The 24,458-nt window shown below is 63.5% G+C and carries 17 protein-coding genes and 1 tRNA gene; 8 read left to right on the top strand and 10 right to left on the bottom strand.

What is annotated here, in order from left to right:
• From PLANPX_RS03760 to PLANPX_RS03770, 3 genes are all read left to right on the top strand, one after another.
• The gene (locus tag PLANPX_RS03760; protein WP_152097433.1) at window positions 1-1,923 is read left to right on the top strand and encodes a hypothetical protein; all 1,923 of its coding nucleotides are present in this window, start codon (window positions 1-3) and stop codon (window positions 1,921-1,923) included.
• Window positions 1,924-1,976: 53 nt separating this feature from the next.
• A complete protein-coding gene (locus PLANPX_RS03765; RefSeq protein WP_152097434.1) occupies window positions 1,977-2,795 on the top strand; it encodes an SGNH/GDSL hydrolase family protein in 819 nt (272 codons plus the stop codon).
• Between the two features lie 74 nt (window positions 2,796-2,869).
• Window positions 2,870-4,327 (top strand): hypothetical protein, encoded by a 1,458-nt coding sequence (locus PLANPX_RS03770; protein WP_152097435.1) that lies wholly within the window; start codon window positions 2,870-2,872, stop codon window positions 4,325-4,327.
• A gap of 263 nt (window positions 4,328-4,590) precedes the next feature.
• Here PLANPX_RS03770 and PLANPX_RS03775 read toward each other — a convergent pair.
• Window positions 4,591-4,679 (bottom strand) — tRNA-Ser (locus tag PLANPX_RS03775).
• A 411-nt stretch (window positions 4,680-5,090) separates the two neighbouring features.
• A complete protein-coding gene (locus PLANPX_RS03780; RefSeq protein WP_152097436.1) occupies window positions 5,091-6,455 on the bottom strand; it encodes an ATP-binding protein in 1,365 nt (454 codons plus the stop codon).
• On the opposite strand from PLANPX_RS03780, the gene PLANPX_RS03785 reads away from it, so the two are divergent.
• On the top strand, window positions 6,445-7,641 hold the full coding sequence (locus tag PLANPX_RS03785; RefSeq protein ID WP_152097437.1) for a hypothetical protein: 1,197 nt from the start codon (window positions 6,445-6,447) through the stop codon (window positions 7,639-7,641). The genes PLANPX_RS03780 and PLANPX_RS03785 overlap by 11 nt on opposite strands.
• 93 nt (window positions 7,642-7,734) lie before the next feature.
• On the opposite strand, the gene purQ is transcribed toward PLANPX_RS03785, so the two are convergent.
• The 3 genes from purQ to PLANPX_RS03800 all read right to left on the bottom strand — a co-directional run bounded on the left by purQ (window position 7,735) and on the right by PLANPX_RS03800 (window position 12,363).
• Complete coding sequence (gene purQ, locus PLANPX_RS03790) at window positions 7,735-8,502, bottom strand: phosphoribosylformylglycinamidine synthase I (protein WP_152097438.1); 768 nt, start codon at window positions 8,500-8,502, stop codon at window positions 7,735-7,737.
• 83 nt (window positions 8,503-8,585) lie between these two features.
• A complete protein-coding gene (purL, locus tag PLANPX_RS03795) occupies window positions 8,586-11,516 on the bottom strand; it encodes a phosphoribosylformylglycinamidine synthase subunit PurL (RefSeq protein ID WP_152097439.1) in 2,931 nt (976 codons plus the stop codon).
• A complete protein-coding gene (locus tag PLANPX_RS03800; RefSeq protein WP_152097440.1) occupies window positions 11,500-12,363 on the bottom strand; it encodes a prephenate dehydrogenase in 864 nt (287 codons plus the stop codon). Before PLANPX_RS03800 ends, purL begins: the two co-directional genes overlap by 17 nt.
• 673 nt (window positions 12,364-13,036) lie before the next feature.
• Between PLANPX_RS03800 and PLANPX_RS03805 the strand changes: the two genes are divergently transcribed.
• Entirely contained in the window at window positions 13,037-14,047 is a 1,011-nt protein-coding gene (locus PLANPX_RS03805) for a DUF1573 domain-containing protein (RefSeq protein WP_172991847.1), read from the top strand.
• A gap of 99 nt (window positions 14,048-14,146) precedes the next feature.
• Here PLANPX_RS03805 and PLANPX_RS27130 read toward each other — a convergent pair whose 3' ends face one another.
• Window positions 14,147-14,287, bottom strand: coding sequence for a hypothetical protein (locus PLANPX_RS27130; RefSeq protein WP_172991848.1), 141 nt, complete (start codon window positions 14,285-14,287; stop codon window positions 14,147-14,149).
• 44 nt (window positions 14,288-14,331) lie between these two features.
• Between PLANPX_RS27130 and PLANPX_RS03810 the strand changes: the two genes are divergently transcribed.
• Window positions 14,332-15,288, top strand: a complete 957-nt coding sequence (locus PLANPX_RS03810; RefSeq protein ID WP_152097442.1) for a hypothetical protein — start codon at window positions 14,332-14,334, stop codon at window positions 15,286-15,288.
• A 164-nt stretch (window positions 15,289-15,452) separates the two neighbouring features.
• Entirely contained in the window at window positions 15,453-16,919 is a 1,467-nt protein-coding gene (gene hemG / locus PLANPX_RS03815) for a protoporphyrinogen oxidase (RefSeq protein ID WP_172991849.1), read from the top strand.
• Window positions 16,920-17,046: 127 nt separating this feature from the next.
• On the opposite strand, the gene PLANPX_RS03820 is transcribed toward hemG, so the two are convergent.
• The 4 genes from PLANPX_RS03820 to typA form a co-directional block, all read right to left on the bottom strand.
• Window positions 17,047-17,514, bottom strand: a complete 468-nt coding sequence (locus PLANPX_RS03820) for a hypothetical protein (RefSeq protein ID WP_152097444.1) — start codon at window positions 17,512-17,514, stop codon at window positions 17,047-17,049.
• A 270-nt stretch (window positions 17,515-17,784) separates the two neighbouring features.
• The gene (locus PLANPX_RS03825; protein ID WP_152097445.1) at window positions 17,785-19,143 is read right to left on the bottom strand and encodes a hypothetical protein; all 1,359 of its coding nucleotides are present in this window, start codon (window positions 19,141-19,143) and stop codon (window positions 17,785-17,787) included.
• A 170-nt stretch (window positions 19,144-19,313) separates the two neighbouring features.
• Window positions 19,314-20,183 carry a hypothetical protein gene (locus PLANPX_RS03830; RefSeq protein WP_152097446.1) on the bottom strand — a complete coding sequence of 290 codons (870 nt, stop codon included), beginning with the start codon at window positions 20,181-20,183 and terminating at the stop codon, window positions 19,314-19,316.
• Window positions 20,184-20,397: 214 nt separating this feature from the next.
• A complete protein-coding gene (gene typA / locus PLANPX_RS03835) occupies window positions 20,398-22,293 on the bottom strand; it encodes a translational GTPase TypA (RefSeq protein WP_152097447.1) in 1,896 nt (631 codons plus the stop codon).
• Between the two features lie 218 nt (window positions 22,294-22,511).
• Here typA and PLANPX_RS03840 point away from each other — a divergent pair, with 218 nt between their 5' ends.
• Window positions 22,512-24,383 (top strand): response regulator, encoded by a 1,872-nt coding sequence (locus PLANPX_RS03840; protein ID WP_172991850.1) that lies wholly within the window; start codon window positions 22,512-22,514, stop codon window positions 24,381-24,383.
• The last annotated feature ends 75 nt before the right edge of the window (window positions 24,384-24,458 follow it).

Below are 24,458 nucleotides of genomic sequence, written 5' to 3' on the forward strand. Positions count from 1 at the left end.
ATGTTCATTGCTCTCGCGGCGTGCGTCACGAGCGCCTCCGCCGCGATCGCCCAGGCGGACGCTCGGCCATGGCTGATCGTCACCGGTACGAACGAATCGCCGGCCGTCGTCGAGAACATCACCGCGCTGCAGCAAGGCGTCGCCGCGCTGTTGGGAATGCCGGTTTCGGTCGTCGCCGACACCGCACTTACGGCGGAGCAGCGCGAATCATCTAATCTGCTCGTAGTGGGCCAGTGCGATCACAACAGCATGGCGGCTGAGCATTTGGCTGGTCGAAAGCTCGAGGCGGCGCTGCGTGACGAACCAAAGTTCGTGCAGCAGCAAGGCTATGTGGTAAGCGTCAAACCAGCCGCCGGCGACTCTGGCAAGGTGATCGTCGCCGCCGGTTGGAATCCCTTGGGCGCCATCTACGCCGCGTCGCACTTGCGGACGCATTTGCAGCGCGACCAGGGCGAGTTGCTGCTGCAAAAGGAACGTACGGCCAAAGAGGGGGGCTATCACGAAGTCTTTCGCCCCAGCTTCGAAGAGCGCGGCGTTTACTACAACGTCGCCTGGCAAGATTTGGGCGATCTCACGCCGATCAATTGGACCGACGAGCAGTGGCGCCACTGGGTCGATAAGGCCGTTTGCGCTCAGTTCACGCACATCTACTTTTTCCTGTGGTCCGAGCATCTTTGCTTCGACAAGTCGCCCGCGACGAATAACAAGTTCAATCGCACGTTGCACGAGCGAATCGCCACGATGATTCGCTACGCGCACCAGCGTGGCTTGAAGGTCACGCACCAGTTCTCGCCGACGCTGATCCCGCGCGACATCTTCAAAGCGAACGAGCTAACCGCGAAGGCGTCGATCGAATACGCCAAACATGGTTTTCCAGTCGCCTGTTGGGCCGCTCCCGATCGTTTGACGCTCGGCCCCTATTCCTGGAACGGCGTGCGCGATCTGGCGACCGACGCTTACGCCAGCGAGGTGAACTGGTTCCGCGAGGCCGACGAGTTTAGCCTTGTCTTCTACGATCCGGGCGGCTGCTTCTGCGGGCCCGACCAACAAAATTGCCGCGAGCATCAGGCGCTTCGCATGATGGAGCAAGTCGACGCCTTCCGTTCGATCGTGAAGCAGGCCAATCCCGCCGCACGCTATCAGGTTCATCTGTGGGCGATTTGGGCGTTGGAAGAAACCTACAAAGTCAAATGCCAGGATCAGTTCCTCGATCTGCTTCAGCGATATCGAGACGCCGACCCCAAGTCGGAGGTGGAACTGACGGTGATCGACCGCCTCACCAACGGCGGCACGACGCTCGAGCCGGCCATGAAGCGCGGGCTCCGCCGCAACGGGTTCATTTTTCCCACGAACGTGGAGAGCGGTTGCAACCTGTTGATTCCGATGCTGGGTTACTTTCCCCCCACGATGGAAGCGGCTCGCCAGTACCAAGTCGACGCCGTGCATCACATGCGAATTGAAGAGCCGAGCAAGTTTGCCAATTCGTACATCGCGTCGCGGTTCTTCTGGAACTCCTCCGCCGATCCGCACGAGGCGTTGCGCGAGTACGTGGAGTGGATCGCTAACGACAACGCCGAGGCGGCCGATCAGCTCTACGAGGCGCTCGTGTTGCTCGATTCGTTCATGTGCGAGGGGGCCGAGAATCAAGATCATCTCGCGAAGGGAAAGCAAATCGAATCGCTCGTCGCCTCCGCGTTGAATTCGCTCGGCCCGCAGAAGGCGGAAGAGCTGGAGTGGCTCGCCACGACTTCGAAAGCTATCGCGCTCATCGGCGCCGCGATCGGCGAGCCCGATCGCACAGACCAGCTCTCGCAGGAATTCGCTGCGCTGATGGCGTCGTCGCCGACGTTCGCCGCGACTCACACGCCGCTCGGCAACTACGTCGGGTGGATCAAGAAGGGTTGGAATCGCGAAAACTTTTAGCCCGCGCTGAGGCCACTGGGCGATCCAATTGCCGTTCCTAGGGAAATGAAAACATGAACCGACGATCGTATAAACATGACGCCGGCACGCCGGCCGAGCAAACGTCGAGTACCAGTTCCCGTCCGTCGCGTCGTCAGTTCAATGCCATTAGCGCCTCCTTGTTCGGAGCGGCGGCAATGGCGCCCGCATTGGCGATCGCGGACGAGCCTGCAGCCCCCGCTTGGCCGACCGGCCGACGGATTCTCTTTCAGGGTGACTCAATCACCGACGCCGGTCGGAAGCGGGACGCGAGCGCCGGCAAATCGCTTCCAGACGAGCTAGGCAATGGCTACGCGTGGTTGGCCGGATCGCAACTGCTCGTCGACTACCCCGATGCTGGGATTGCCCTGCTCAACCGCGCAGTCAGCGGCTCCACGCTACAAGGCATGGCTGAACGCTGGCAGGCGGATTGCATCGATCTCAAGCCAGACCTAGTTAGCGTTCTCATCGGCGTGAACGACGCCTCCCGCGCGTTGGAAACAAACACGATTGAGCAGTCGCTCGAAAGATTTGAGACCGACTACCACGCCTTGCTAGCGCTTACGAAGCAATCCTTGCCCGGCGTGAAGCTGATCGTTTGCGAACCTTTCGTCCTCCGCTGCGGCGTGATCAACGACAAATGGTTTCCGATGTTCGATCAGTTCCGTCAAGCGGTTCGCACCGTCGCCGCACGCGCCGACGCGGTGCTGGCTCCGCTTCAGGAAATGATGGACCGAGCCGTCGCCCTGGCCCCGCCCGAACGCTGGGCGGCCGACGGCGTTCACGCCACGATGGACGGAGCGTCGCTGATGGCTCACGTTTGGCGGTCGGCGCTTGACGCGAGCATCGAATGAATGCGGGGCCGTCGGCCGCAGCTTCGTCGCGCACAGTCACACTGCGCCGATTCATCGACCGAGGAGTTTCTAAGATGCCGTCGAGTCTGCCAAATCAATCAGTCAATCGCCGCGACTTTGGCAAAGCCTGCTTCGTAGGGGCCGCCGCTTCAAGCCTTTCTTTCGGCGCAGCCAGCCCGCTGTTTGGTGAAACAAAGCCGGCGCCCGCTGCGCAGGAGAAGCCAGGCGCGGGTGGATTCGACCTCCGCGGCGTCTATTTCCACGACGGGTTTACCGCCGACCCGCAGCGTCTGGCGCCGCTCCACTGGGAGGAGGCCCAGTGGAGCCGACAGATCAAGTGGCTCTCGGCGTGCGGCGTCAACGCCGTCGAGTTCTCGACGATGCTCGAGTTCAACCGGTTGCCGTCGACCGAGTTGGAACGCAACAAGATCGCCGATCGATTGCAGGTGCTCGATCTTGCTCACGAGCTTGGATTGCAATTCGGCTATATCTTGTCGAACACCGTCGTCAGCACCGTGCCCGCGGATCAAGAGCCGGGCGACCAGAGTAAAAACCGCGCCGTGCAACTCTGCCCACGTCAGGGCGACAACTTCCAGAAGACCGTCGATTTACAATCCTGGTACATGCAGACGTACAAGGAGGCCGACTTCTTCGAAGAGTTCGCCGCCGACTGGGGCGCCTGCAACTGCGGCGCGTGCGGCGTCAACGACTACATGCGGTACGTCGAAGAGTTCGCCCATCGCTTGCAGAAGCAGAATGCCGCTGCGCCGCTCTACGCAAACACGTGGTCGATCTCGTTCTGGGGCGAGTATCCGATCCCCAAGGGTTGGAACAACGTGTTCTCCAAAGAGACCCCCGGCAGCCAAGCCGTCGTCGCCGCGCTAAGCGGCATGCCGGCGAACGTCCACCTCGCCCTGCCCTGCCATAATCTGTACCGACCGCTCGTCTTCTCTTCGTTCGGCGGCAAGCAGCAGACCCCTGTGTTCCCGACGCTCGCCGACGTGCAGTCGATTCTCGATTCGGGTCGGCACGTGATGGGCTGGCCGCACTTCCTGATGGACGACGACACAGCCCGGGCGCCTCAATGGGGGCTGGTCCACGTCGAATTGCGTTACATCAAAGCGATGCTGCAAAGCCTGCGCGCGGCGGGCCTCGATCGCGTCATGGGCAATCTCTATCTGCCCAATCTGCAGCTCGCCAATACGTATGGGTTCGGACGATTGGCTCAAGACCCTGCCGCCGACGTCGCCGACGTGCAGCGAGAGTTCGCCCGCAACATTGTCCAACCCGAAGACGTCGCGGCGCTCGCCGACGTCCTCTCGTGGCTCGACAACAACAGCTACTGGGATCAACAGATGCCGCCGGACGCCCGCGAGGCGCCATTGCCGTGCGATCTCAATCGTGACCGCGTCGGCAGTGTTCTCGCCGGCTTGCGGCCGCTGAGCCGCCCAGAATTACCGATACCGGTCGACGCTTCCCAATGGCTCGACGACCTGCGCGCGACGATTCCTCGGATGACGTGGGCGACGTAGTCGCGGCTCGACGAATTCGATCGAACTGATCGTCGCCCCGCAAACAACCAGCGGCGAAACCACGCGCCGCCTGTGGCCGTTACTGATTGCGACATCATAGGACGAATGTGAGAGGTCGACTCTTACATGACTGTCGACAAACGCGTCACCCTACCGCGACTCTTGCTGTCCCATTCACTGGGACAAAAAAAGCGGCCGCTGTAAGTCACTACGAGTAGATGACTTACAGCGGCCGCTTCGGAAAACAACGTTTCCATAGAGAGCGGAGAGGACAGGATTCGAACCTGCGAACCAGGTTTCCCCGGTCACCGATTTAGCAAACCGGCGCATTCGACCACTCTGCCACCTCTCCAGAAGGGGCGGGGGCGGCTCAGCCGGTCCCGCGGTCGTTCGTCAATTCTAGGGCATTCCGCCCGCTTCGCAAGGTCGCTCCTGCAGAGCGTTTTGCAGCTCGCTTTCGGCCACTCAATGCGGCATGGTGGACGGGTGTTTAGTTTCTGGGCGTTGCTCCGCATGGCGAGTGAAGCGTAGAGGCGGAGCCAACCAAAGCCACCGGCTCCGCCGGTGGACGAAGTGCCCTTTCGCCTCCGTCGCTAACTAATGTCGCCTCTTAGTGTCGCGTCAAAAGCGACAGATAGAGCACGATAAATCGCCGAAGTGACGCAAGCAAAAGGAGTTACAGCGAAGCCTTAGTGTCGCCTAAAATCGCATTCGCGCCGCGAAGCAAATGCGACACGACACCAAGACTGGTTCTGGTTAGCGCTCACCGCGCCGTCAGCCGGCCCGCCGTCTGGCAACTCGCCAAGTCGTCGATCCAGTTCTCCAGCAGCGTCGACTGGTTCGCGTTGCGGTCGAGTTGCTCCTCGGCTTCGAGGCAGCGATCGATCGCGGCGAGCGTTGCGTCCGCCGAGCGACCCTCGCTGGCGAGTTGGCGCAGCGAATCGCTCAGCCGCGCCGCGACCAGGGCGAGCAGCTGGCGGAATCGCTGCCGACGGGCGTCGGCCTCTTTGCCGGCGGCGTTGATGAACTCGTCGACCTCGCGCGTCAGCCGCGCGGCGTCGAGTTCGCCTGACAACCACTGGGCCGCGAACCGATCACGCATCTGCCACAGCGAAGCATCCGCCAACTGCCGAGCTAACGTGAGACTGCCATGACTTCGACTCGCCAGCTCAGCCGCCGCCTTTTCGTCAGCCGCGAACCCTTCGGCCAACGCGAGATTTTGGACCGCTTCCTCAGGCAACGGTCGGAATCGAATCACCTGCGAACGCGACAAAATCGTCGGCAACTGCCGGCTACGAGCGGTGCCAATCAGCAAGATGACGGCCCCCGGCGGCGGTTCTTCGAGCGTTTTCAGCAGGCAGTTCGCACTCTCCGGCGTGAACCAATCCGCGTCGTCGATGATTGCCACGCGACGCCGGCCGAGCATCGGTCGCAGGGCGATGTCGTGGCACAGTCCTTCCTGGTTGCGGCGTTCGCGCGGCCCGACGAACTGCTCGATCTTCAGCGACTTCGAGCCGGGCGGAGCGGCGATTTGCAGCAGATCGGGATGGTTCCCTGAGGCTGCCAGTCGGCACGATTCGCATTGGCCGCACGTTTCGAGCGCCACGGGATCGCTCGCCGTGCAAAGGAGAGCCTTGGCGAGCTGCAACGCAAACGACCGCTTGCCGATCCCCTCGGGCCCGACGAACAAGTAGGTCGTCGCCAGCCGTCCCGCGGTCAGCGAGCGACGGAACTGCTCGACAACTTCGTCATGTCCCTGAATGCCTTGCCACATCGTACTATCCGCTGAAATCTCGCCATTTTGCCAAACGAATCGCCGGCGCCATAACATCAGCATACCGGGCCAATGCCCCTCTACGAATAGGCCGAGGAGAGTTCCTGTTTTTCCATCTTGAGCAGTCGTCAAAAACTTGCCCGATCCAAGCCACTCATCGCCGCAGTTCGTGAAGTGCCCCGCGTGCGGCACGAAGCTTACCGTGCGCGCCGAGGACGCCGGCCGCCGCGGCCAATGCCACGTGTGCGACAAAGTCTTCCGCATTGGCGCTCCGCCGGCCCCAGCCGCGTCAGCACCGGTTCCGCCGCCAGCTCCCTCATCCCCACCGCCATCGCCGCGCTCGATGGCCGACATCTCGAACGATCATCTCCACCCGCTCCACTGCGAAGTCTGCCAGACGCTGATGTACGCCACCGACGACCAAGTCGGCACGCAATTGAAGTGTCCCGACTGCGGCCATCTCAACCTGGCGCGTCCGCGACCGGCGAAGCGTCCGCCGCCGCGCGTGATGGTCGACGACGGCGACGAGTATCAACTCGACGAGACGCACGTCCCGCCGCCGACGCCTGTCCTTACATCGATTGAATCGCGCGAAGCCGAAGGCCGCGCTGCTGCCCGCGCTCGCATGGGAGTTCGAGCACTGGAGCCTGACCCGTTCGACGACGATGTCGAAGAGCCAGCCGCGCAACCCGCCGCAAAGCCAGCTTCGCGCTCGCGTCCTGCGAATGCACCTGCTGCAAACTCCCCTGCTCCGCGCCCCGCGGCAGCTCCGTCACAGTCCGCTCGCAAGAAGCCGCAGCGTTCGCGCCATCGCCCGGCGGTCCCCGTCGTGCAGGGCGTTTTCTCGATGATCTTCTCGGCGGAGGTCATGGTCCGTTGGGTCGCGCTTTCGCTCACGCTGACGGGCCTGCTCTTTCTGTTAGCCTCAGCCGTGAACGCGATGGGGACGCAGGCCCTGTACCTGCTGCCGTTCTACGCCGGCGGTTGCATCGTCGCAGGCTTTTGGATGATCAGCGCGGCGCCCCTCTTCGTGGCGATCATCACCGAGAGCAGCGGCGGCGCCGACGAACTTCACGACCCGCCCGGCTGGATGGCGCTCGACTACGCCGAGACGGGGTTCATCATCATCGCGACGATGCTCAGCGCGCTCCCCGGTTGGCTCGCGACGAAGGCGGCGGTGGGGATTCCAGATGAGCAGCGGTTTGCACTCGCCGCGGCGATCTGGTTGATCGTCTTTCCCTTCATTGTGCTCTCCGCGCTTGAGCAAGGCTCGATGTTCGCGATTTTTTCGCCCCGAATCGCCGCCAGCGTAGTCCGCTGCTTCATCCCCTGGGCGACGTTTTACATCGTCTCGGCGCTCGCCGTAGCGGCTGCGGGGGGCGTTACATATTTCCTGCTCTCACAGGCCAATCTGCTCGCCCTCTTCCCCATCCCATGGCTCGCCGTCGCGCTCGTCCTGCTCTACATGCGCCTCATCGGCCGCCTCGGCTGGTGGATCGCCGATGCGATGCCCCCGCCTGCAGAAGCTCCGAAAGAATAAGTCTCACGCAAAGGCGCGAAGGCGCAAAGAGAGTGCAAAAGTCTTTCTGTCTTTCCTTTGCGCCTTCGCGCCTTTGCGTGAGATCTTTCTTATTCAAGCAAAGTAACCAACAGCGTTCCGAAATAGCTGCAACCCAGCCCCTTCGTCGAACTTCGCCCGCCGCGTCCATTGCGGATGCTGCGTGCGGTCGATGAACCGTTCGGGGTGGGGCATCAGCCCAAACACGCGGCCCGAGCGGTCGCACATGCCAGCGACGTCGCGCGCGGCGCCGTTGGGGTTGTACGGCTGTGAGTTGCAGCCGCCGTCCGCTTCCGCGTAACGGAGCGCCAGTTGACCAGCGTCTTCGAACCGATCGAGCGCCGCATCGTCGCGCCCGAGGAATTGTCCCTCGGCATGAGCGATCGGCAGCTCGATGCTTTCGATTCCCTGCAGAAAAACGCAACGATCGCTGGCGACGCGGAGGTTCACCCAGCGATCAATAAACCGTCCCGACTTGTTCCAGTTAAGCGTCGCCGCCGGGCCTTGCTCGTCATCGATGTCGAGCAGCCCCGACTTCACGAGGATCTGAAAGCCATTGCAGATGCCGAGAATCAATTTTCCGCGATCACGAAACGCCGCCAGCGAGTCGGCGAGGTGATGCCGCAACTGATTGCCGAGGATCCGCCCGGCGCCGAGGTCGTCGCCGTAGCTGAACCCGCCCGGCAGGCAGAGGATCTGATAGTCGGCCGCCAACTGCGGCGCCTCCAGCCAGCGGTTCACATGCAGCCGCTCCGTCGTCGCGCCCGCCTGCTCGAAGGCGTAAGCCGTTTCAACGTCGCAATTGGAGCCCGGGGCCCGCAGCACAAGCACGCGTGGAGTCATAGAGAGGGTTCAGGGTTCGGGGTTCAGTAGCCGCTTAAGTGAGTGCCACTGCTGGACTAGCCAGCAGTGGCACTCACTCAACGTTAATACCGCAACGGGCTTTGCCAGGACTCTTTCAATTGATCATTCGCCACATTCACCAGCGTCTCAACGCCCGCCTTGATCGTCACGAGCGGCGACTCGACAACGACGCCGACCTGCGCCACGGGCAAGCTGGCGAATTGCCCTTCGAACACGGCCGCATGTTCGGGAGCCACTTCGCACAAGAATCGGCTGTTCGACTCGCTGAACAACTTCACCACGGGCGAGAGCGAGGCGGTGCCAGTCGGCACGCCATCGAGTTGCACCTCAACTCCCAACCCGCCGGCGAACGCCATCTCCGCCGCCGCCGCGGCGAGGCCCCCTTCGCTCAGGTCGTGGCACGAGACAATCGACCCGTCGCCGATCGCCCGGTGCACCGCGGCAAACGTCGCCTTCGCCCGCAGCCCGTCGACCGTCGGCACGGCGCCTCCGTCGAGGTTATTTACCAGCGTGTAGTGCGAACCGCCGAGTTCGTCCTTCGTCTCGCCGACGAGGTAGAGCAAGTTGCCGGCCCGCTTCAGGTCCATCGTCACGCACTGGGCGACGTCGGCCACCTGGCCCATCGCGCTGATCAGTAGCGACGACGGAATGGCAATCGTCTGCTTTTGCCCCGCGTCGTCGAAGTAGCTGAACTCGTTGTTCAGGCTGTCCTTGCCGCTGATGAACGGCGTCTCGAAGATCAGCGAGAGGTCATGGCACGCGATCGCCGCGCGGACGAGGGCGCCGAGCGTTTCGCTCCGTTCGCAATCGCCCCAGCAGAAGTTGTCGAGGATCGCGATGCGAGCCGGATCGGCGCCGACGGCGACGCAGTTGCGGAGGGCTTCGTCGATCGCGCTCGCCGCCATGTGGTAGGGATCGAAATCGCCGTACCGCGGGTTCATGCCGCAGGAGATCACCACGCCGCGCCGCGAACCGAGCACCGGCCGCACCACCGCCGCATCGCCGGGGCCGTCGCACTGCACGCCCACCAGCGGCTTGATGGCGCTGCCGCCCTGCACTTCGTGATCGTACTGGCGAATGATCGACTCTTTGCTTGCCACGTTGAGCGAACCGAGGATCGCCTGCAGCGAATCGGCGACGCTCATCGTGTTCGTCGTAGACAGCGGAGCGACTGGCTTCGACGTGTACGACGCTTGCCGCACCACTGGCGGCCGGCCGTCATGGAGGAACGCCATCGGCATATCGCCCACGACGTTGCCGTTGTACTTCAGCACCAATCGGCCGGTCGGTTCGAACGTGCCGATGGCTGTCGCTTCGACCCCTTCGGACGCGCACAGCTGATGCAACTCGGCCCAGTTCGCTTCGGGCACGCTGAGGACCATGCGCTCTTGCGCTTCGGAGATCCAGAGCTCGGTGTACGACAGACCGGCGTACTTCACCGGCGCCTTGTCGAGGTGGACCTCGGCGCCAATCTTTTCGCCCATTTCGCCGACAGCGCTACTGAAACCGCCGGCGCCGCAGTCGGTCATCGCGGTGAACAGGTTGCGATCGCGAGCTTCGAGCAGCACGTCGAGAACCTTCTTCTCCTCGATGGCGTTGCCGATTTGCACGGCCCCGCCGGAAAGTGATTCGCTCTCGTGGGTCAGCTCGGCGCTGGAGAACGTGGCGCCATGGATGCCGTCGCGGCCCGTCTTACCGCCGACGGCGACGATGAGGTCGCCCGGCTGCGGTTCCTTGAACGACTTGTCGCACGGGATCAGTCCGACGTTGCCGCAGTAGACAAGCGGGTTGCCGAGGTACCGGCGATCAAAGTAAACGGCGCCGTTGACCGTCGGGATGCCCATCCGGTTGCCGTAGTCGCGGACGCCTTCGACGACGCCGCGCATCACCAGCTTCGGATGCAGCACGCCCGTCGGCAGGTCTTCGACCGCCGTGTCGGGCGGGGCGAAGCAGAAGACGTCGGTGTTGCAGATCGGCTTGGCGCCGAGGCCGGTGCCGATCGTATCGCGAATGACGCCGCCGATGCCGGTGTTGGCGCCGCCGTACGGTTCGAGCGCCGACGGGTGGTTATGCGTTTCGACCTTGAAGGCAACGTTGAACTGGTCGTCGAACTTGACGATGCCGGCGTTGTCCTTGAACACGCTGACGCACCAGTCGTTCTTCCCCCAGCGACGCCGCAGTTCTTGCGTCGCGGCGAAGATCGTCTCCTTGAGCATGTTCTCGAACTGCCGATCGCCATCCTCGTCGCGGTAGGCGATCCGCCCGGCGAGCGTCTTGTGGCTGCAGTGCTCGCTCCAAGTTTGGGCGACTGTCTCAAGCTCGATGTCGGTCGGTTCGCGGCCGAGCTCGACGAAGTAGCGCTGAATCGTCTCCATCTCCGCCGGCTGCAGATAGAGCTGGCCTTCCTTACTGAGGCGGACCAAGCCAGCGGCGTCGAGATCGCGAATGGCGACGGTCTTCAGCTCGAACTTGTACGCGCTTCCCGATTGCAGGCGATCGAACGGCAGCGGGCCGACGATCACTTGCTCGATCGCATCGTTGGCGAGGAGCTCGCTACTAATGGCGCGAACCTCTTCGGCCGTCGCGTCGGCGATCCAGTACTTCCGCAGCGTGCGGACCGCATCGACTTCCCAGCCGAAGTCGCGGACGCCCGCTTCGGCGCTTTGAGCCACCGGGTCCATCACGCCGGGCTTGAGCAGCACCTGCACGAGTTGCGTTCCCTCGCCGGCGGCGATCCTCTCGGGCGCGGCGGCGAGCTTTGCATCGCTCACCTGGCCGACCAGATATTCTTCGGCGACCGTGTCGGCAAATAGCTCGCGGGCGAGCCGTTCGATCCGCTCGGGCGACAGCTCGGGGCCTTGCACCAGATAGCCGCGCGACGAGGCGACGCGCACCTTCTGGGCGAGTCGCAGCGCGATCACGTCAGCGGCGACGCCGTCGGCGTCGAGGTCGGGGAGTCCGGCACGGGGGTGGAGGTCAATCTCCCACAGCATCTCGAATCCGTTTCGCTTCCTGGAGCTCAAGGGTGAGGGCGGGCACGTCGCCGCCGCTCAATGCGGCATCGAACTGTGCAAGTCGGTGCTCAAACCGCCGCAGCGCGTCGAGCACCGCCGCACGGTTCTGCGTAAAAATCTGCGTCCACAGCTGCGGCGAGCCGGCGGCAATCCGCGTCGTATCGCCCCAGCCGGCGCCGGTGAGTTGCAGCCATTCTTCTGGCGTCGCAGACGCCAGGGCCGCGGCAATCAGGTGGGGCAAGTGGCTCGTTGCGGCCAAAGCGCGGTCATGTTCCTCGGGTGAGAGCAGCACCACCTCGGCGCCGAGGGCTTCCCAAAACTCTTTGGTTCGCTCGACCAATCCCGGCGGCGTGTTATCTTCGGGCGTGACCAGCACGAGGCGGTCGACTAGCAGGTCGGCGCGGGCATGTTCGGGGCCGGTGCGATGGCCGCCGGCGAGGGGGTGGCTGCCGATGAAGTGGGTGCCGGGGGCGGGACGCCCCGGCTCGCTGGGGGGGAGTTGTTTGATCTCGCGGCAGATCTGGGCCTTCGTACTGCCGGCGTCGGTGATCGTTGCGCGGGGGGCGGCCGAGGCGACGGCCGTCACAGTGTCCACGATCGAGTCGACCGGCGTGGCGATAATCACCCAATCGGCGTCGGCGACTCCCTCCACAAGGTTCGTCGTGCCGCGGTCGATGGCGCCGAGCTCGCGGGCCTTCTCCAAACTGGCCATCCGCCGGCCGACGCCGACCACCTCTTGGGCGAGTCCGCGCTGGCGCAAAGCCAAGCCGATCGATCCACCGATCAGGCCGACGCCAATGATCGCGACGCGAGGAGGGTCGGGCATGCCAAGGGCGGGCGTTTGGAGGGAAAACGGTCAGGCGGGAAGCATGCCGGGGCAGCCGCTCGGCCAGCGAGGGCGCCAAACTTCCCTGGAAAACCGGCATTCTATCAAACGGCCCGGCGGTTGCATGGGGGTAATACCGAGGGAAGGCTGGATGCGCAAAGTTTTTGTGGGTTTTCGCCGATGCATCTGACTTCGATTCACGCTTAGACAGCAGAGGAAGGGGGATCTTCCTAATTCCAGGGCTGGAGCCGATGGCCGTCGTGGTTCGCCACACGGTCCCGACTCCGGCCCACTCAGCATGACTTTCGGAGGACCGAAGGGCATGCCGCCGGGTGCGAATCTCCAGTAAAGTTGCCGCCGACCGCAAGGTCTGGCTAACCGGCACAGGCGATTCCCCCCAGTTTACCTAGGGAGAAAAAATCTCATGCTGTCGCTCCGGTTTATCTGCAAAGCGCCGATTACGCACTACAATACCTTGCGCAGAGCGGGGTCGATTAGTCTGTCGAGCAAGGGATACCGTTCGATGGGGTTACCACGAGGCGAAGGGAATTGCGCAGTCTCACGTCGTTCGCTCGAATTGGAGGGCGGTCAAGTGTTGCGCAGTATGGGGTTAGCTCTGCTTGTTCTTCTATCTGTCGCCGGCGGCGCGCAAGCGCAATCGTGGGCGGAGAAGATGTTCCCTGTCACCGATCACAACTTCGGCACGGTCGCCCGCGGGGCCGACACGTTCTACAAGTTCGAGGTCACCAATCCTTATAAACAGGACATGACCCTGACCGGCGTTCGCTCGAGCTGCGGTTGCACCTCGCCGACGCTGGAGACCGCCGACGGCAAGGCCCCCGAGAATGGCCAGATCGTTCTGAAGAGCCATGAAAAAGCGTACGTGATGGCCCGCTTCAACACGCGGACGCACGTCGGCCAGAAGGGCGCCACCCTGACGGTGAGCCTCGGCGGCCAATACGGCGGCGAAGTTCAGCTGCACGTTAGCGGCAACATCCGCAGCGACGTCGTCTTCAATCCAGGCGCCATCGAGTTCGGCGAAGTGAATGAAGGCGAAGCCAAGGAACAACGCGTCACGGTCAACTATGCCGGCCGCTCGGACTGGGAAATCGTCGACGTCACCAACGACAACGATAACTTCGAAGTCGAACTGCTCGAAGCGAACCGCACCGGCGGCAAGATCTCGTACGACTTGGTCGTCCGCCTGAAGAACAACCTGCCCGCCGGTTATGTGAAGGACCAACTGACGGTCGTCACCAACGACAACCGCGCTGAGAACCAACGCATCCCGCTGATCGTCAGCGGCAACGTGCGGCCGGAGTTCTCGGTGACGCCTGCCCAACTCGCCCTCGGCGAAATCCAGCCAGGCGCCCACGTCACGAAGAAGATTGCCGTCCGCGGCAAAGAGCCGTTCAAGATTGTCGACGTCAATTGCGGCGAAGATTGCTTCGGCTTTAAGACTGACTCGGAAGAGGCTCGCAAGATCCACTTCGTCGACGTCACCTTCACTGCCGGCGAAGCCCCTGGCAAGCTGCAAACGCCGATCCAGATTGTGACCGACCGCGACAACCGCGGCGCCACCTGCGTCGCCTCGGCGACGGTCGTTGCGGAAACGGTCGAAGCCCCGGCTGCGGCCGCTGCCGCCATCGACGACGATGCCGTTCGCACGGTGTCGGCCCAGTAAGACGTTGCGGCGATAGCACTGCAGTCGATCGATCTACAACATTCATCTAGCCCCGGGCAAGCTTGCCCGGGGCTATTTGCGTTTACTGGCGCAATGCGTTTACTGACGCGAATCGCTCCGCTGCTGCAGGCTGCTAGCGTCCGCCGCCAGCTTCCGTTGACGCCCCTCAGCCTTCTCGCCATACTCCCGCCGCTTGTCGGCCGGCGCGTGCGCATGCGCTCTGCCTGCCGACGTGAGCATTGGCGTCTCTTCACTCGAAAAAACCTGGCGATTGAGCGGCTCGCATGGAGCTGGTCACCAACTGGAGTCGATGGTTCGTCCCGCGCGCTTGCGTCGCGGCGGCGATCGTCTGCGCCGGTTGGTGGGCAGCCGCAGCAGCCAGCGGGCAAGAGCTGGAAGCTTCCGAGGAGTTCTACGACGTTCAGCAATCGCTCGGCGTGAGCGAACCTCTCTTTCCTGACGAAGGATCGGTGCTTCAGGAAGAGGTGCTGCCTCCCGCCGATGGCGAGCCATCGTTCCTCGATGGGGACGACGTCCCTGAGCCCCTCGACTCGTTTGGCGGCGTTGATCCGCTGGCACGGCCGCACGAGCACCTGCGCCCCTTCGACTACATGCGTCACTGGGGCTTCCACCATTCGTCGACCGAGGGACGCTTCACCGACAAGAACGTCCCGCTTAATTTCAGCAGTTGGCTGAATCGGCCGTTCCACATCGATTGGTTCGCCGGGCCACTGCTGAGCGATAGTCCGAACAAGACGATGCACGTCAAGCAGACGAACGCCCTGTTTGGCGGCCTGCGGTTCGGTTGGGACTTCGATTACTACTGGGGAACCGAGTGGCGGTTTGCATGGTCCGATCCTGAAATCTTTTACGAAGGCTCGTCGGACCGTCAGCCAGGGCAATACTGGGCGAGCGACGTCAACATCCTCTACTACCCCTGGGGCGATACGCGAGTCCGACCCTTTTTCGTGACTGGCGTCGGCATTAGCCAAATCGGCTCGCTCCATAACGACGGCGGCGGCCTTGAGGCAAATCTCCTCGGCACGCCGTTTGGCCTCGGCATTCAGTTCCAACAGACGCCATGGCTCGTGTGGCGGGCGGAGATCATGGACAATCTCGCCTGGGGGAGCGAAGGAATCAGCACTACACACAACGTTTCGTTCACCGCGGGGATGAACATTCGCTACGGCGCTCGCAAGCCGTCGTATTGGCCGTGGCGAACGTCGCGGAGCACTTGGTAGAATTGAGGCAGAGGTCGCTGTCTTCTAGCCCCCTGGCTCCGCCAGGGGGTCGCGCTCCACAAGGCAACGCGTCGCGTTATTGAAGCCCACCCCCTTGCGGAGCCAGGGGCTAGAATGCTCGCGTCAACAATCTCCTGCAAGTCCCCCCTGCCCCGCCGCACGCTTTGCCTTCCTCCGTCGACCCATCAACGCACGCTCAACCGCCGCGCATCGCGGTCGTCGGCGGCGGCATTAGCGGCCTAGCGGCGGCCCATCGGTTGCGGAAGCTCCTTCCCCGCGCCGAACTGCAGCTTTTCGACGCGAGCGACCGGTTGGGCGGTCCGCTCTACACGCTCGCCCATGACGACGCGCTGCTCGAGCAAGGGGCCGACAGCTTCCTCATCAAGACGCCGTTCGCGCTCGATCTCTGCCGCGAGTTGGGGCTGGCCGATCAACTCATTCCCACGAGCGAGCAACATCGCCGGGCGCTCGTCGTTCGCGACGGCCAACTCGTGCCGGTGCCGGAAGGCTTCGTGTTAATGAAGCCGCAGTTGCTCAAGCCGATGCTGCAGTCGCCGTTGTTCAGCTTGCTCGGCAAAGCGCGCTTGGCGGCCGAGCCGCTCGCACTGGTCCCCGCCGAGGTGAACCGCCCCGGCTACGACGAGAGCGTTGCCAGCTTCGCCACTCGGCGGTTGGGACGCGAAGTTTACCAACGGCTGGTTGAGCCGCTGATCGCCGGCGTCTACGTCGCCGACGCACACAAGCTGAGCTTGGCCGCGACCTACCCCGAGTTCCTCGAAGCGGAACGGGTCCACGGCAGTTTGTGGCGGTCGGTGCGCAAAGCGCGATCGCTGGCGAAGCCGGAGGAGCCGGGCGCCGCGCCGGCGACGGCCGCCCGCTATGGGCAGTTCGTGACGCTCCGCGGCGGATTGCGAGGATTGGTCGATGCGCTCGTCGCAACGCTGCCCGCCAACGCCCTGCGGCTCCGCACGCCGGTGATGCAGGTCGAACGTCACGCCACCAACCACTGGACCTTGCGAACAACCCCCGGTGCACCGCTCGAGCATTTTGATGGCGTGATCGTCGCGGCTCACGCACCGCAGGCGTCGCCGCTGCTGAAGCACCTCGACGGCGACCTATCAAACGAGTTGGCCGCCATCGAATACGCCAGCAGCGCCGTCGTCACGCTGGTGTACCACCGCCAAGATATCGATCATCCGCTCGACGGATTCGGCATCGTTGTGCCGGCGATCGAGCGCCGGCCGATCGTCGCCGCGAGTTTCCTCACTGTCAAATTCCCGAGCCACGGGCCCGCCGGGCGAGCAATCGTTCGCGTCTTCTCTGGCGGGGCGTTGCAGCCCGATAAGGTCGATCGCGACGACGCGGAGCTGATCAAGATCGCCGCGGAGCAGATGGCCGACTTGATTGGGGCTCACGGCTTGCCGATCGAAACGCACGTCATGCGCTGGCGCGACGCGATGCCGCAGTACCATGTGGGGCACGTCGCCCGCGTCGAGTCAATCGAAGCACGGGTCGCGTCGCACAACGGCTTGGAACTGGCGGGCAACGCCTACCGCGGCGTCGGCATTCCACAGAGCATCCACAGCGGCCGCAACGCCGCCGAGCGTTTGGCGAAGCAACTAGCCAAGTAGCCGCCGGTCAACGACCGGCCGGAGCGAGTACAAAACCAGGCTCGCCCTTAAGCCAGCAAGCACGGAATCATTTAAGCAAGTAGCCTCCACCGATCATCGCTCCGGCGGGGGCGTTGCCCCGCAGCCGCTAGCGCCACTGCAGCGTGGCGCCGGCGTCGGTCATGCGGGCTTGCAGTTCCCAATCCGCAGGCGAGACGCCCGGATCGAACTGGCTTTGCAATTCCGCCAACCGCTGCAAGTCGTCCATCAGCTGCGGATTGCTCTTAATGGCCGCTTCGATCGCCGTGGCGCTGTGATGGCCGTCGACGCGCAGCAGTCCCGTGGTTTCGTCGAAGCGAATCGACGCCTCTTCGTCGGCTTGCACGCCTGCCGAGGCGAACAATTCTTGCAGTTGCTTGGAAACTCGCTGTTCCAGCGAGGTCGCTTCCGAGGCGGCGGCCTTCGCGTCGGCGCTCGCGGTCGAATCGCTCTGATCGACTGCCGTCTGGAAGAATGAGCCGAACGGCCGCGACAACGCCCCTAAGGCGCTTTGGAGGCCATGCGTGGCGGTGCTGGCCGCCGCGGGCGCAGCCGCAATTCCGAAGAGGGCGTTCATGCTGTTTCGATCTGCGAAGAGTCAGCGGCACGAGAGACGAGCGGCCGTTCCGCGCAGCGCGCAGAACAAGGCCATCCTCTTCATCGACTCAACCATCAGCCGCCGGTGAGGCGAACTGCGTAGAATCTGCGGCTGCTAGCAGCGCTTCTAGCCCCGGGCTCCGCCCGGGGGCCGGTCGCCATTACGAGGGACATCGCCGCGCGTGGTGCTGCCCCCGGGCGGAGCCCGGGGCTACAGGCGACTTGTAAGCCCAAGGTGCAACAACCGCGGCTATTGATTCGCTAGCCGCGACTCCGCGCGATGCTGCTCGGCCAGCACCGTTTGGCGGGCGTCGATCTGCCGCCGCAGGAACGCCAGGTCGGCGTCGCTGAGATCGGCGAACGCCACGCGCGTCATTCGTCCGGCGTCATTCCGCAATGCAACGCTGCCGTCGGCGACGCCGACGACGCGAGCGGTCGTCAACGATTGGCCGTCTCGGTTGTTCCAGTCGCGCGAGGCGTCGCTCGCCCAGCCGCCTGGTTCGGTGAGCACGTCGTTCGAAGCGCTCGGGAAGAGATCATTGAAATCGACGTCGTCGTTTTTCTTGTCTTCTTCCGCGGCGGGTTTGGATTCTCCAGCCGGGGCACTTTCTGCAGCTGGGGCAGCGTTGGCGGGAGCACTTTCGGCCGGCGGCGTCGTCGAGGTCGATGGCGTGATCGGCTCGCCAAACAAGTCGGTCGCATCTGGTTCGGCTGGCGTCGTCGCGGGTTCTTCCGCAGCGGGTTCCGTCGGTTGGGCGGCCGGTTGTTCAGCGGCCGGCTCGGCGGGCTTCTCCGTCGCGGGCCCGCCGAACAGCGAGTCCATCGGATCTGCCGTGGCTTCCTCCGCGGGGGTAGCCTCCGGTTCCGCGGCTGGCTCAGCAACTGGCGCTGGCGTCGCTTCGACTTCCGGAACAACAGCGGCCGGCTGCTCCGTCAGCGGTTGCTCGGTAGCAGGTTCCCCGAACAGATCGGCCTCGACCGTTTCTTCTTCGGTCTCGGTGAGTGGCGCTGCCGGCGTCGTCGCTTCGGCCGGAGTTTCGGTGACTGATTCGGTAAACGCCTCTTCCTCAACTGCGGGCGTCGACGATTCGACGGGCGTCGCGGGAGCGGCAGGCGTGACGGGCCTCGACTCCATTCGCCGGAGCGGATCGGCGTAGCGGTCTTGCGCCGCGGCTGGCGCTACCGGTGCAGCGGCGGGAGGCGTCAATGGCTCGGGGGCAGGCGTCTCGACGATCGTTGGCGTCGCCACGTTCGGCGGCGAAAGCGGTTTGGCGGCCGACGATTCGATTGCCGCGGCCGGCTCAGCTGGCTTCGGGCTGGGTTGCGCGGGTTCGGGCTTCGTCGCGGCCGGCTTCTCGGCAGGCGTAGGGATCGCTTCCGCCGTTGGCGTTGGCTTGGCGTCGCTCTTGCTCGGCGCAGGCTCGCAGCACGCATCGGCTTCCACGGTTTCCACCGGCAGGCAGCAATCGACGACTGGCGCCGGCTCGCAGCAAACCGGGGCTGGCATGCAGCAAGGGGCGATTGGCCCGTTCGCCGCGGCCAAACGCACCGATATTCCCGCCAAACCCAACAGGGCGGCCACCGTTCGCTTCATCGTTCGTACTTTCATCTCAATCTGCTCCAGTAGCGGAAGCCCCAGTCCTCCGCGGCACGCCCGCCATCGTAAGGCGAGCGGCCATGCGATTCAAATCACCCGTCGCCAGCAGCGCCGGCGGCTACCAATCGGGCCGTGAATCCCCTGCTCATTCACCCACGTCGCGGGGATTGCAGCGTTGCCGTCTACTGGACGGCGCCATCGACGCCCGAGAAATTTCCATGATCCAGATACGATTGCACCGCTTGATGCTTGTCGGCCAGCAGCCGTTCTTCCATCTGATGCTGCGTCGCCTTGCTCTGCCAGGCTTGTGCGAAGGGGCCGCTTAGCTGCGCCGACGGCGCGTCGGTCAGCAAATCCATCGCTCGTTTGAACAACTCGGCGCCCTCTTTGTGCCAGGCGAGCGCCTTCTCGGCGTACGACGAAATGTGCCCGTCGACTCCGCGGGTATCGAGCTTTTCGATCGCCTCCGCCGCCGCCTGATGTCCCTTCTGGCGCAGCGTCAGGTATTCGTAGAGCGCCCAATTCTTCGAGCGATGGGTCGCCTTCACGGGGCGCGTCGCAGGTTTCGGTTGCTTGGGCGGGCCCTGGTTGCGAAGCGTCAGGTAGTCGAAGACTTCGAGGTCGGTCGATTTGGCATTCGCGGCGTTGCGGCCGGCGAGTTCGTTCTTCATGCACTCGTCGATCGCCTTCCAATAGGCGAGCGTCAAGGCATGACGCTCGGCCGCCGGCAGGGCGAGCGCGTCGGCCAGCGCCTTGGGCTGCTCGGCGGTCGTGGTTGGCAACCCTTTGCCGTCGAGCGTGGCGCCGACTGCTTGATGGATGTCGACGCTCACTGCCGCCGGATCGCCGACCGCTTCAGACGGCGCGATCACTTCGGCGTGCTGCAGCGCTTTGACCGTCACTTCTTGGACGTTGATGCCGTAGTACATCGAGCCGAGGATCAATCCGCCGATGAGCGCCACGGCGCAGCCGATGATTTCCAGCACGATGCCGCCGCGCCGTGCGCGCGAACCATAAATGTAGCTAACCGGCAGCGATGAGCGGTGACGCATCGGATCTCATCCTCAAAAGGTGACGACGCCCAAGGGCGTTTTGGTGCGAGCGCCTGCTGCGCTCCGCATCAAAAGCATAGGTCGCACCATGCAGAATGGGGGGCCGCACGCTAACCGGTTGTAACGGTTGTAGGCAGGCAAAAAATAACCCGCGGCAAGCTTGCCGCGGGCTATTGAGGACTGCGATTGCTTCACGGTCGGACGACTGCGGTCGTTAGACCTCTAATGCCGCCGCTTTCCGCGATTCGCGCTTGCGGTCGTTTTCGTTGAGCATCGTTTTCCGCATGCGGATGTTCTTCGGCGTGATTTCGACGAGTTCGTCGTCTTCGATGTACTCAAGGCACGCCTCGAGCGACATCTCGCGGACCGGGCGGACCTTCGCGTTGTCGTCCTTGCCCGAGGCGCGGACGTTCGTGAGCTGCTTGCCGCGAACGACGTTGACTACCAGATCACCTGCACGGCAATTCTCGCCAACGATTTGGCCGAGGTAGCAATCCTCGCCCGGGCGAACGAAGAAGATGCCGCGGTCGTACAGGGCGTCGAGCGAGTAGGCGGTCGCCGAACCCGATTCGTTCGAAATCAGCACGCCGAGCTGCCGCTTGGGGAGTTCGCCCTTCATCGGCTCGTAGCCGAGCAGCGTGTGATGCATGATCGCCTGCCCCTTGGTGGCGTTGAGCATCCGGCTGCGGAGACCCATGAGCGAACGGGCGGGAATGCGGAACTCCATGTGAATGAAGCCGCTCGTCGACGAGCGATGGCCCATCTTCACCATTTCGGCCCGGCGGTCGCCGAGGAGCGCCATGACGGCGCTCTGGCAATCGTCGGGGCAGTCGACGACCAGCTGCTCGATCGGCTCGCACTTCACACCGTCGATTTCACGGTAAATCACCTGCGGCTTGCCGACGCAAAGTTCGAAGCCTTCGCGACGCATGTTCTCGATCAGGATGCCCAAGTGCATCATGCCGCGGCCCGAGACGCGGAACTGCTCCTGCGTCGGACCCGGGGCGACGCGGAGGGCGACGTTCGAGCGGAGTTCCTTTTCAAGCCGCTCGCCAATCTGGCGGCTCGTGAGGAACTTGCCGTCCCGGCCGCTAAAGGGGCCGTCGTTCACACGGAACATCATGTGGAGCGTCGGCTCGTCGACTTTCGTGTGCGACATCGCGTGGGGTTGATCCGCGTCGGCGATCGTATCGCCGATTTCAATCGGCTCCATGCCGACGACGGCGCACAAGTCGCCCGCCGCGACTTCGTCGACTTCAACCCGCTCGAGGCCTTCAAAGGCCAATAGTTGGACGACATTCTTGCGGGTGACTTCGCCGAGATGGTCGATCACGGCGACTCGCTGGCGCTTGCTGATGACGCCCGCATGGACGCGGCCGATGGCGATCCGGCCGACGAACTCGGAGTAATCGAGCGAGGTGACCTGGAACTGCAGCGGTTCGCCCGAGCGGTTTTCCTTGTCCGGCGGCGGCACGTGACCAATGATCGATTCGAACAGCGGAATCAAGTTGCTGTTTTTATTGTCGAGATCGGCCGTGGCCCACCCGTCGCGAGCCGAGGCGAAGATGACTTGGAAATCGAGCACATCGTCGGGGGCGTCGAGGTCGACCAGCAGGTCAAAGACTTCGCTGACGACTTCGTGCGGGCGCGAGTCGGGGCGGTCGACTTTGTTCACGACGACGATCGGCTTCAGGCCGCGCTCGAGCGACTTCTGCAGCACGAACCGCGTTTGCGGCATCGGGCCTTCGTAGGCGTCGACCACCAGCAGCGTGCCGCTGGCCATGTTGAGCACGCGTTCCACTTCGCCACCGAAGTCGGCGTGGCCCGGGGTGTCGATCAGGTTGATGCGGTAGGTTTCGCCGTCGGCGGCGGTGTAAGCCACCGCGCAATTCTTGGCGAGGATCGTGATGCCGCGTTCGCGCTCCAGATCATTGCTGTCCATGATCAGGCCGTGCTGACCGCCGGCGAGCTTGTCGAGTTCCTCATTTCGGTACAGGCCCGACTGGTAGACCATCTTGTCGACCAGGGTGGTTTTGCCATGGTCGACGTGGGCGATGATCGCCACATTTCGAAGGTGCGACGGCGGGACGACAATTCGACTACGGGCCATAAAAAGGTCTCAAGAAACGCGGGAAGTGCGCCGCCAAGCAGAGGCGGCGCGCAGAGGGGCGGGGCCGCAATTGTACGGGATTCCACCCCCGAGGTGCAGCCCTCGCGGGGACCCGCGGGGGTCGTTGGGAACAATTTCCTCGTTGCACGCGGTGCAGTCGTACGTTTGCAGCGTCTACGTCAACCTTGTTGCCGGCGCCTGCCGACTCTATACTTTTAGTGGACCAAAGTGATACTGGCGAGTTTCCCCACCCCCGCACCTCGCCGCTGGTTCGCAGCATCCACGAGACGCCCCTCCCTTGGATTAGCGTGGTGTTTGAACCTCAAGCGTCGAAAAGCTCGGCGTCCACCAACGCCGCAGCCACAGAGCGGACGAAGATTCTCTATCTCGGCGGCGCCCACGATGCGCAGCTGCATCTCCAAGAGCGCCTTGGAGATGACGTAGAGATCGTCCCCCTCGATTCGACCCTCAAGGCCCTCGCCTTGATGGGCCGGGGAGAATACGCCGGCGTTTTTGTCGACGCCGACCACTTTTCCGAGGCGAGCGACGTTGGCCGCCTCCTGCAGAACGACCGCATCCTTCAAGGGATGCCCGATGGCGTCGTGCTGCTTGATTCCGAGAATTGCGTCGTCTGGGGTAACGGCCGCCTCAGCGAATGGACGAAACAGAAGGGCGTCCTGGGTCAGAACTTTTACCAGGTGCTTGGTAGCCCCGAGATCATGGGGCCCGACTTCTGTCCCTTCCACACCGCCCTGTCGACGCGGAAGTCGAGCGCTTCGGTCCTCCGCTGTAACGACAACAAATATTATCGGCTCCACGCGGCGCCTTTGCTCGATTCGAGCGAGGCGCCGACTCATTTGGTAGTCACGGTGCACGACGTGACTGCCGAAATGCTGCAGCAGCAGAAGCTCGAAGCGATCCACCAAGCCGGCAACGAACTCGGCGACTTGGCTCCCGACGACGTCGCCGATCTCGACTACAACGAACGCGTCGCGCTGCTCAAAGAAAACATCCTCCACTGCATGAAGGACGTGCTCCATCTCGACGTCATCGAGATCCGCATGCTCGACCAAGAGACGGGCGAGCTCAAGCCGCTGATGGCCTTCGGCATGGAGCCCGAAGCCGCTGCTCGCCAATTGGAAGCCTCGGAAGAGGGGAACGGCGTTACTGGCTACGTCGCCTCCACCGGCAAGAGCTACATCTGCGGCAATGCCCAGGACGACCCCCTGTACCTTGAAGGGTGCAAGGGTGGCCGCAGCTCGCTCACCGTTCCGCTGTTGCTGCAAGAACAAGTTATCGGGACGCTGAATGTCGAGAGCCCGGAAAGCGACGCCTTCGACGACAGCGACCAGCAGTTCCTCGAGATCTTCGCCCGCAACGTGGCGATGGCGCTCAACACGCTGGAACTCCTCGCCGCGGAAAAAGCTGCCGTCGCCGCTGCCAGCGTCGAAGCAATCCACGCCGCCGTCGCTTTGCCGGTCGACGACATCCTGAACGACGCCGTGAACATCATGGAGCGTTCGGCGAATATCGATCCCGAAATTGCTTCGCGGCTGCAGCACATTCTGCGGAATGCTCGCGATATCAAGCGGGTGATTCAAAAGGTCGGCCAAAACATGGCGCCGGCCCAAGCGCATCCGACCCTCGGAGCGGAAAACCGCCCACTGCTGGCTGGTCGTCGCATCTTGGTAGTCGATGCCGACGAGGCCGTGCGTTCGTCCGCCCACGAATTGCTCGACCGGTACCACTGCTTCATCGAGACGGCCCACGACGGCGCCGAAGCCCGCTCGATGGTCCGCAACGTCGCTCCCGAAAAGTACGACGTCATCATCTCCGACATCCGCCTCCCCGACATGAGCGGGTACGAGTTGCTGCTGAAGCTGCGAGAAGTGACCGATCACGTCCCGCTCGTGTTGATGACCGGCTTCGGTTACGATCGCGACCACACGATCGTCAAAGCCCGCCGCGAGGGGCTGAAGTTCGTCCTCTACAAGCCGTTCCGGCTCGATCAGCTCGTCTCGGCGATTGAGCACACGATCGAGGAACAGCAGAAGCAGGCGTCGCCAGACGTGCTGCTCGCGGATGATTGATTGCGGCGCTTTGCCGGCGGCGAATCACTTTTCTCCCCCCTTTAGCCGGCATGTAGCGGCTACCCAGAGAATGCT

The sequence above is a fragment of the Lacipirellula parvula genome (assembly GCF_009177095.1).
In the GTDB taxonomy this organism is placed as follows: Bacteria; Planctomycetota; Planctomycetia; order Pirellulales; family Lacipirellulaceae; genus Lacipirellula; species Lacipirellula parvula.

Bases quoted from the DNA above. Each gene is read 5' to 3' on its own strand.
- PLANPX_RS03760 (WP_152097433.1), top strand. From the start codon at position 1: ATGTTCATTGCTCTCGCGGCGTGCGTCACGAGCGCCTCCGCCGCGATC.
- PLANPX_RS03765 (WP_152097434.1), top strand. From the start codon at position 1,977: ATGAACCGACGATCGTATAAACATGACGCCGGCACGCCGGCCGAGCAA.
- PLANPX_RS03770 (WP_152097435.1), top strand. From the start codon at position 2,870: ATGCCGTCGAGTCTGCCAAATCAATCAGTCAATCGCCGCGACTTTGGC.
- PLANPX_RS03785 (WP_152097437.1), top strand. From the start codon at position 6,445: ATGGCCGACATCTCGAACGATCATCTCCACCCGCTCCACTGCGAAGTC.
- PLANPX_RS03780 (WP_152097436.1), bottom strand. From the start codon at position 6,455: ATGTCGGCCATCGAGCGCGGCGATGGCGGTGGGGATGAGGGAGCTGGC.
- purQ (WP_152097438.1), bottom strand. From the start codon at position 8,502: ATGACTCCACGCGTGCTTGTGCTGCGGGCCCCGGGCTCCAATTGCGAC.
- purL (WP_152097439.1), bottom strand. From the start codon at position 11,516: ATGCTGTGGGAGATTGACCTCCACCCCCGTGCCGGACTCCCCGACCTC.
- PLANPX_RS03800 (WP_152097440.1), bottom strand. From the start codon at position 12,363: ATGCCCGACCCTCCTCGCGTCGCGATCATTGGCGTCGGCCTGATCGGT.
- PLANPX_RS03805 (WP_172991847.1), top strand. From the start codon at position 13,037: ATGTTCCCTGTCACCGATCACAACTTCGGCACGGTCGCCCGCGGGGCC.
- PLANPX_RS27130 (WP_172991848.1), bottom strand. From the start codon at position 14,287: ATGCTCACGTCGGCAGGCAGAGCGCATGCGCACGCGCCGGCCGACAAG.
- PLANPX_RS03810 (WP_152097442.1), top strand. From the start codon at position 14,332: ATGGAGCTGGTCACCAACTGGAGTCGATGGTTCGTCCCGCGCGCTTGC.
- PLANPX_RS03820 (WP_152097444.1), bottom strand. From the start codon at position 17,514: ATGAACGCCCTCTTCGGAATTGCGGCTGCGCCCGCGGCGGCCAGCACC.
- PLANPX_RS03825 (WP_152097445.1), bottom strand. From the start codon at position 19,143: ATGAAAGTACGAACGATGAAGCGAACGGTGGCCGCCCTGTTGGGTTTG.
- PLANPX_RS03830 (WP_152097446.1), bottom strand. From the start codon at position 20,183: ATGCGTCACCGCTCATCGCTGCCGGTTAGCTACATTTATGGTTCGCGC.
- typA (WP_152097447.1), bottom strand. From the start codon at position 22,293: ATGGCCCGTAGTCGAATTGTCGTCCCGCCGTCGCACCTTCGAAATGTG.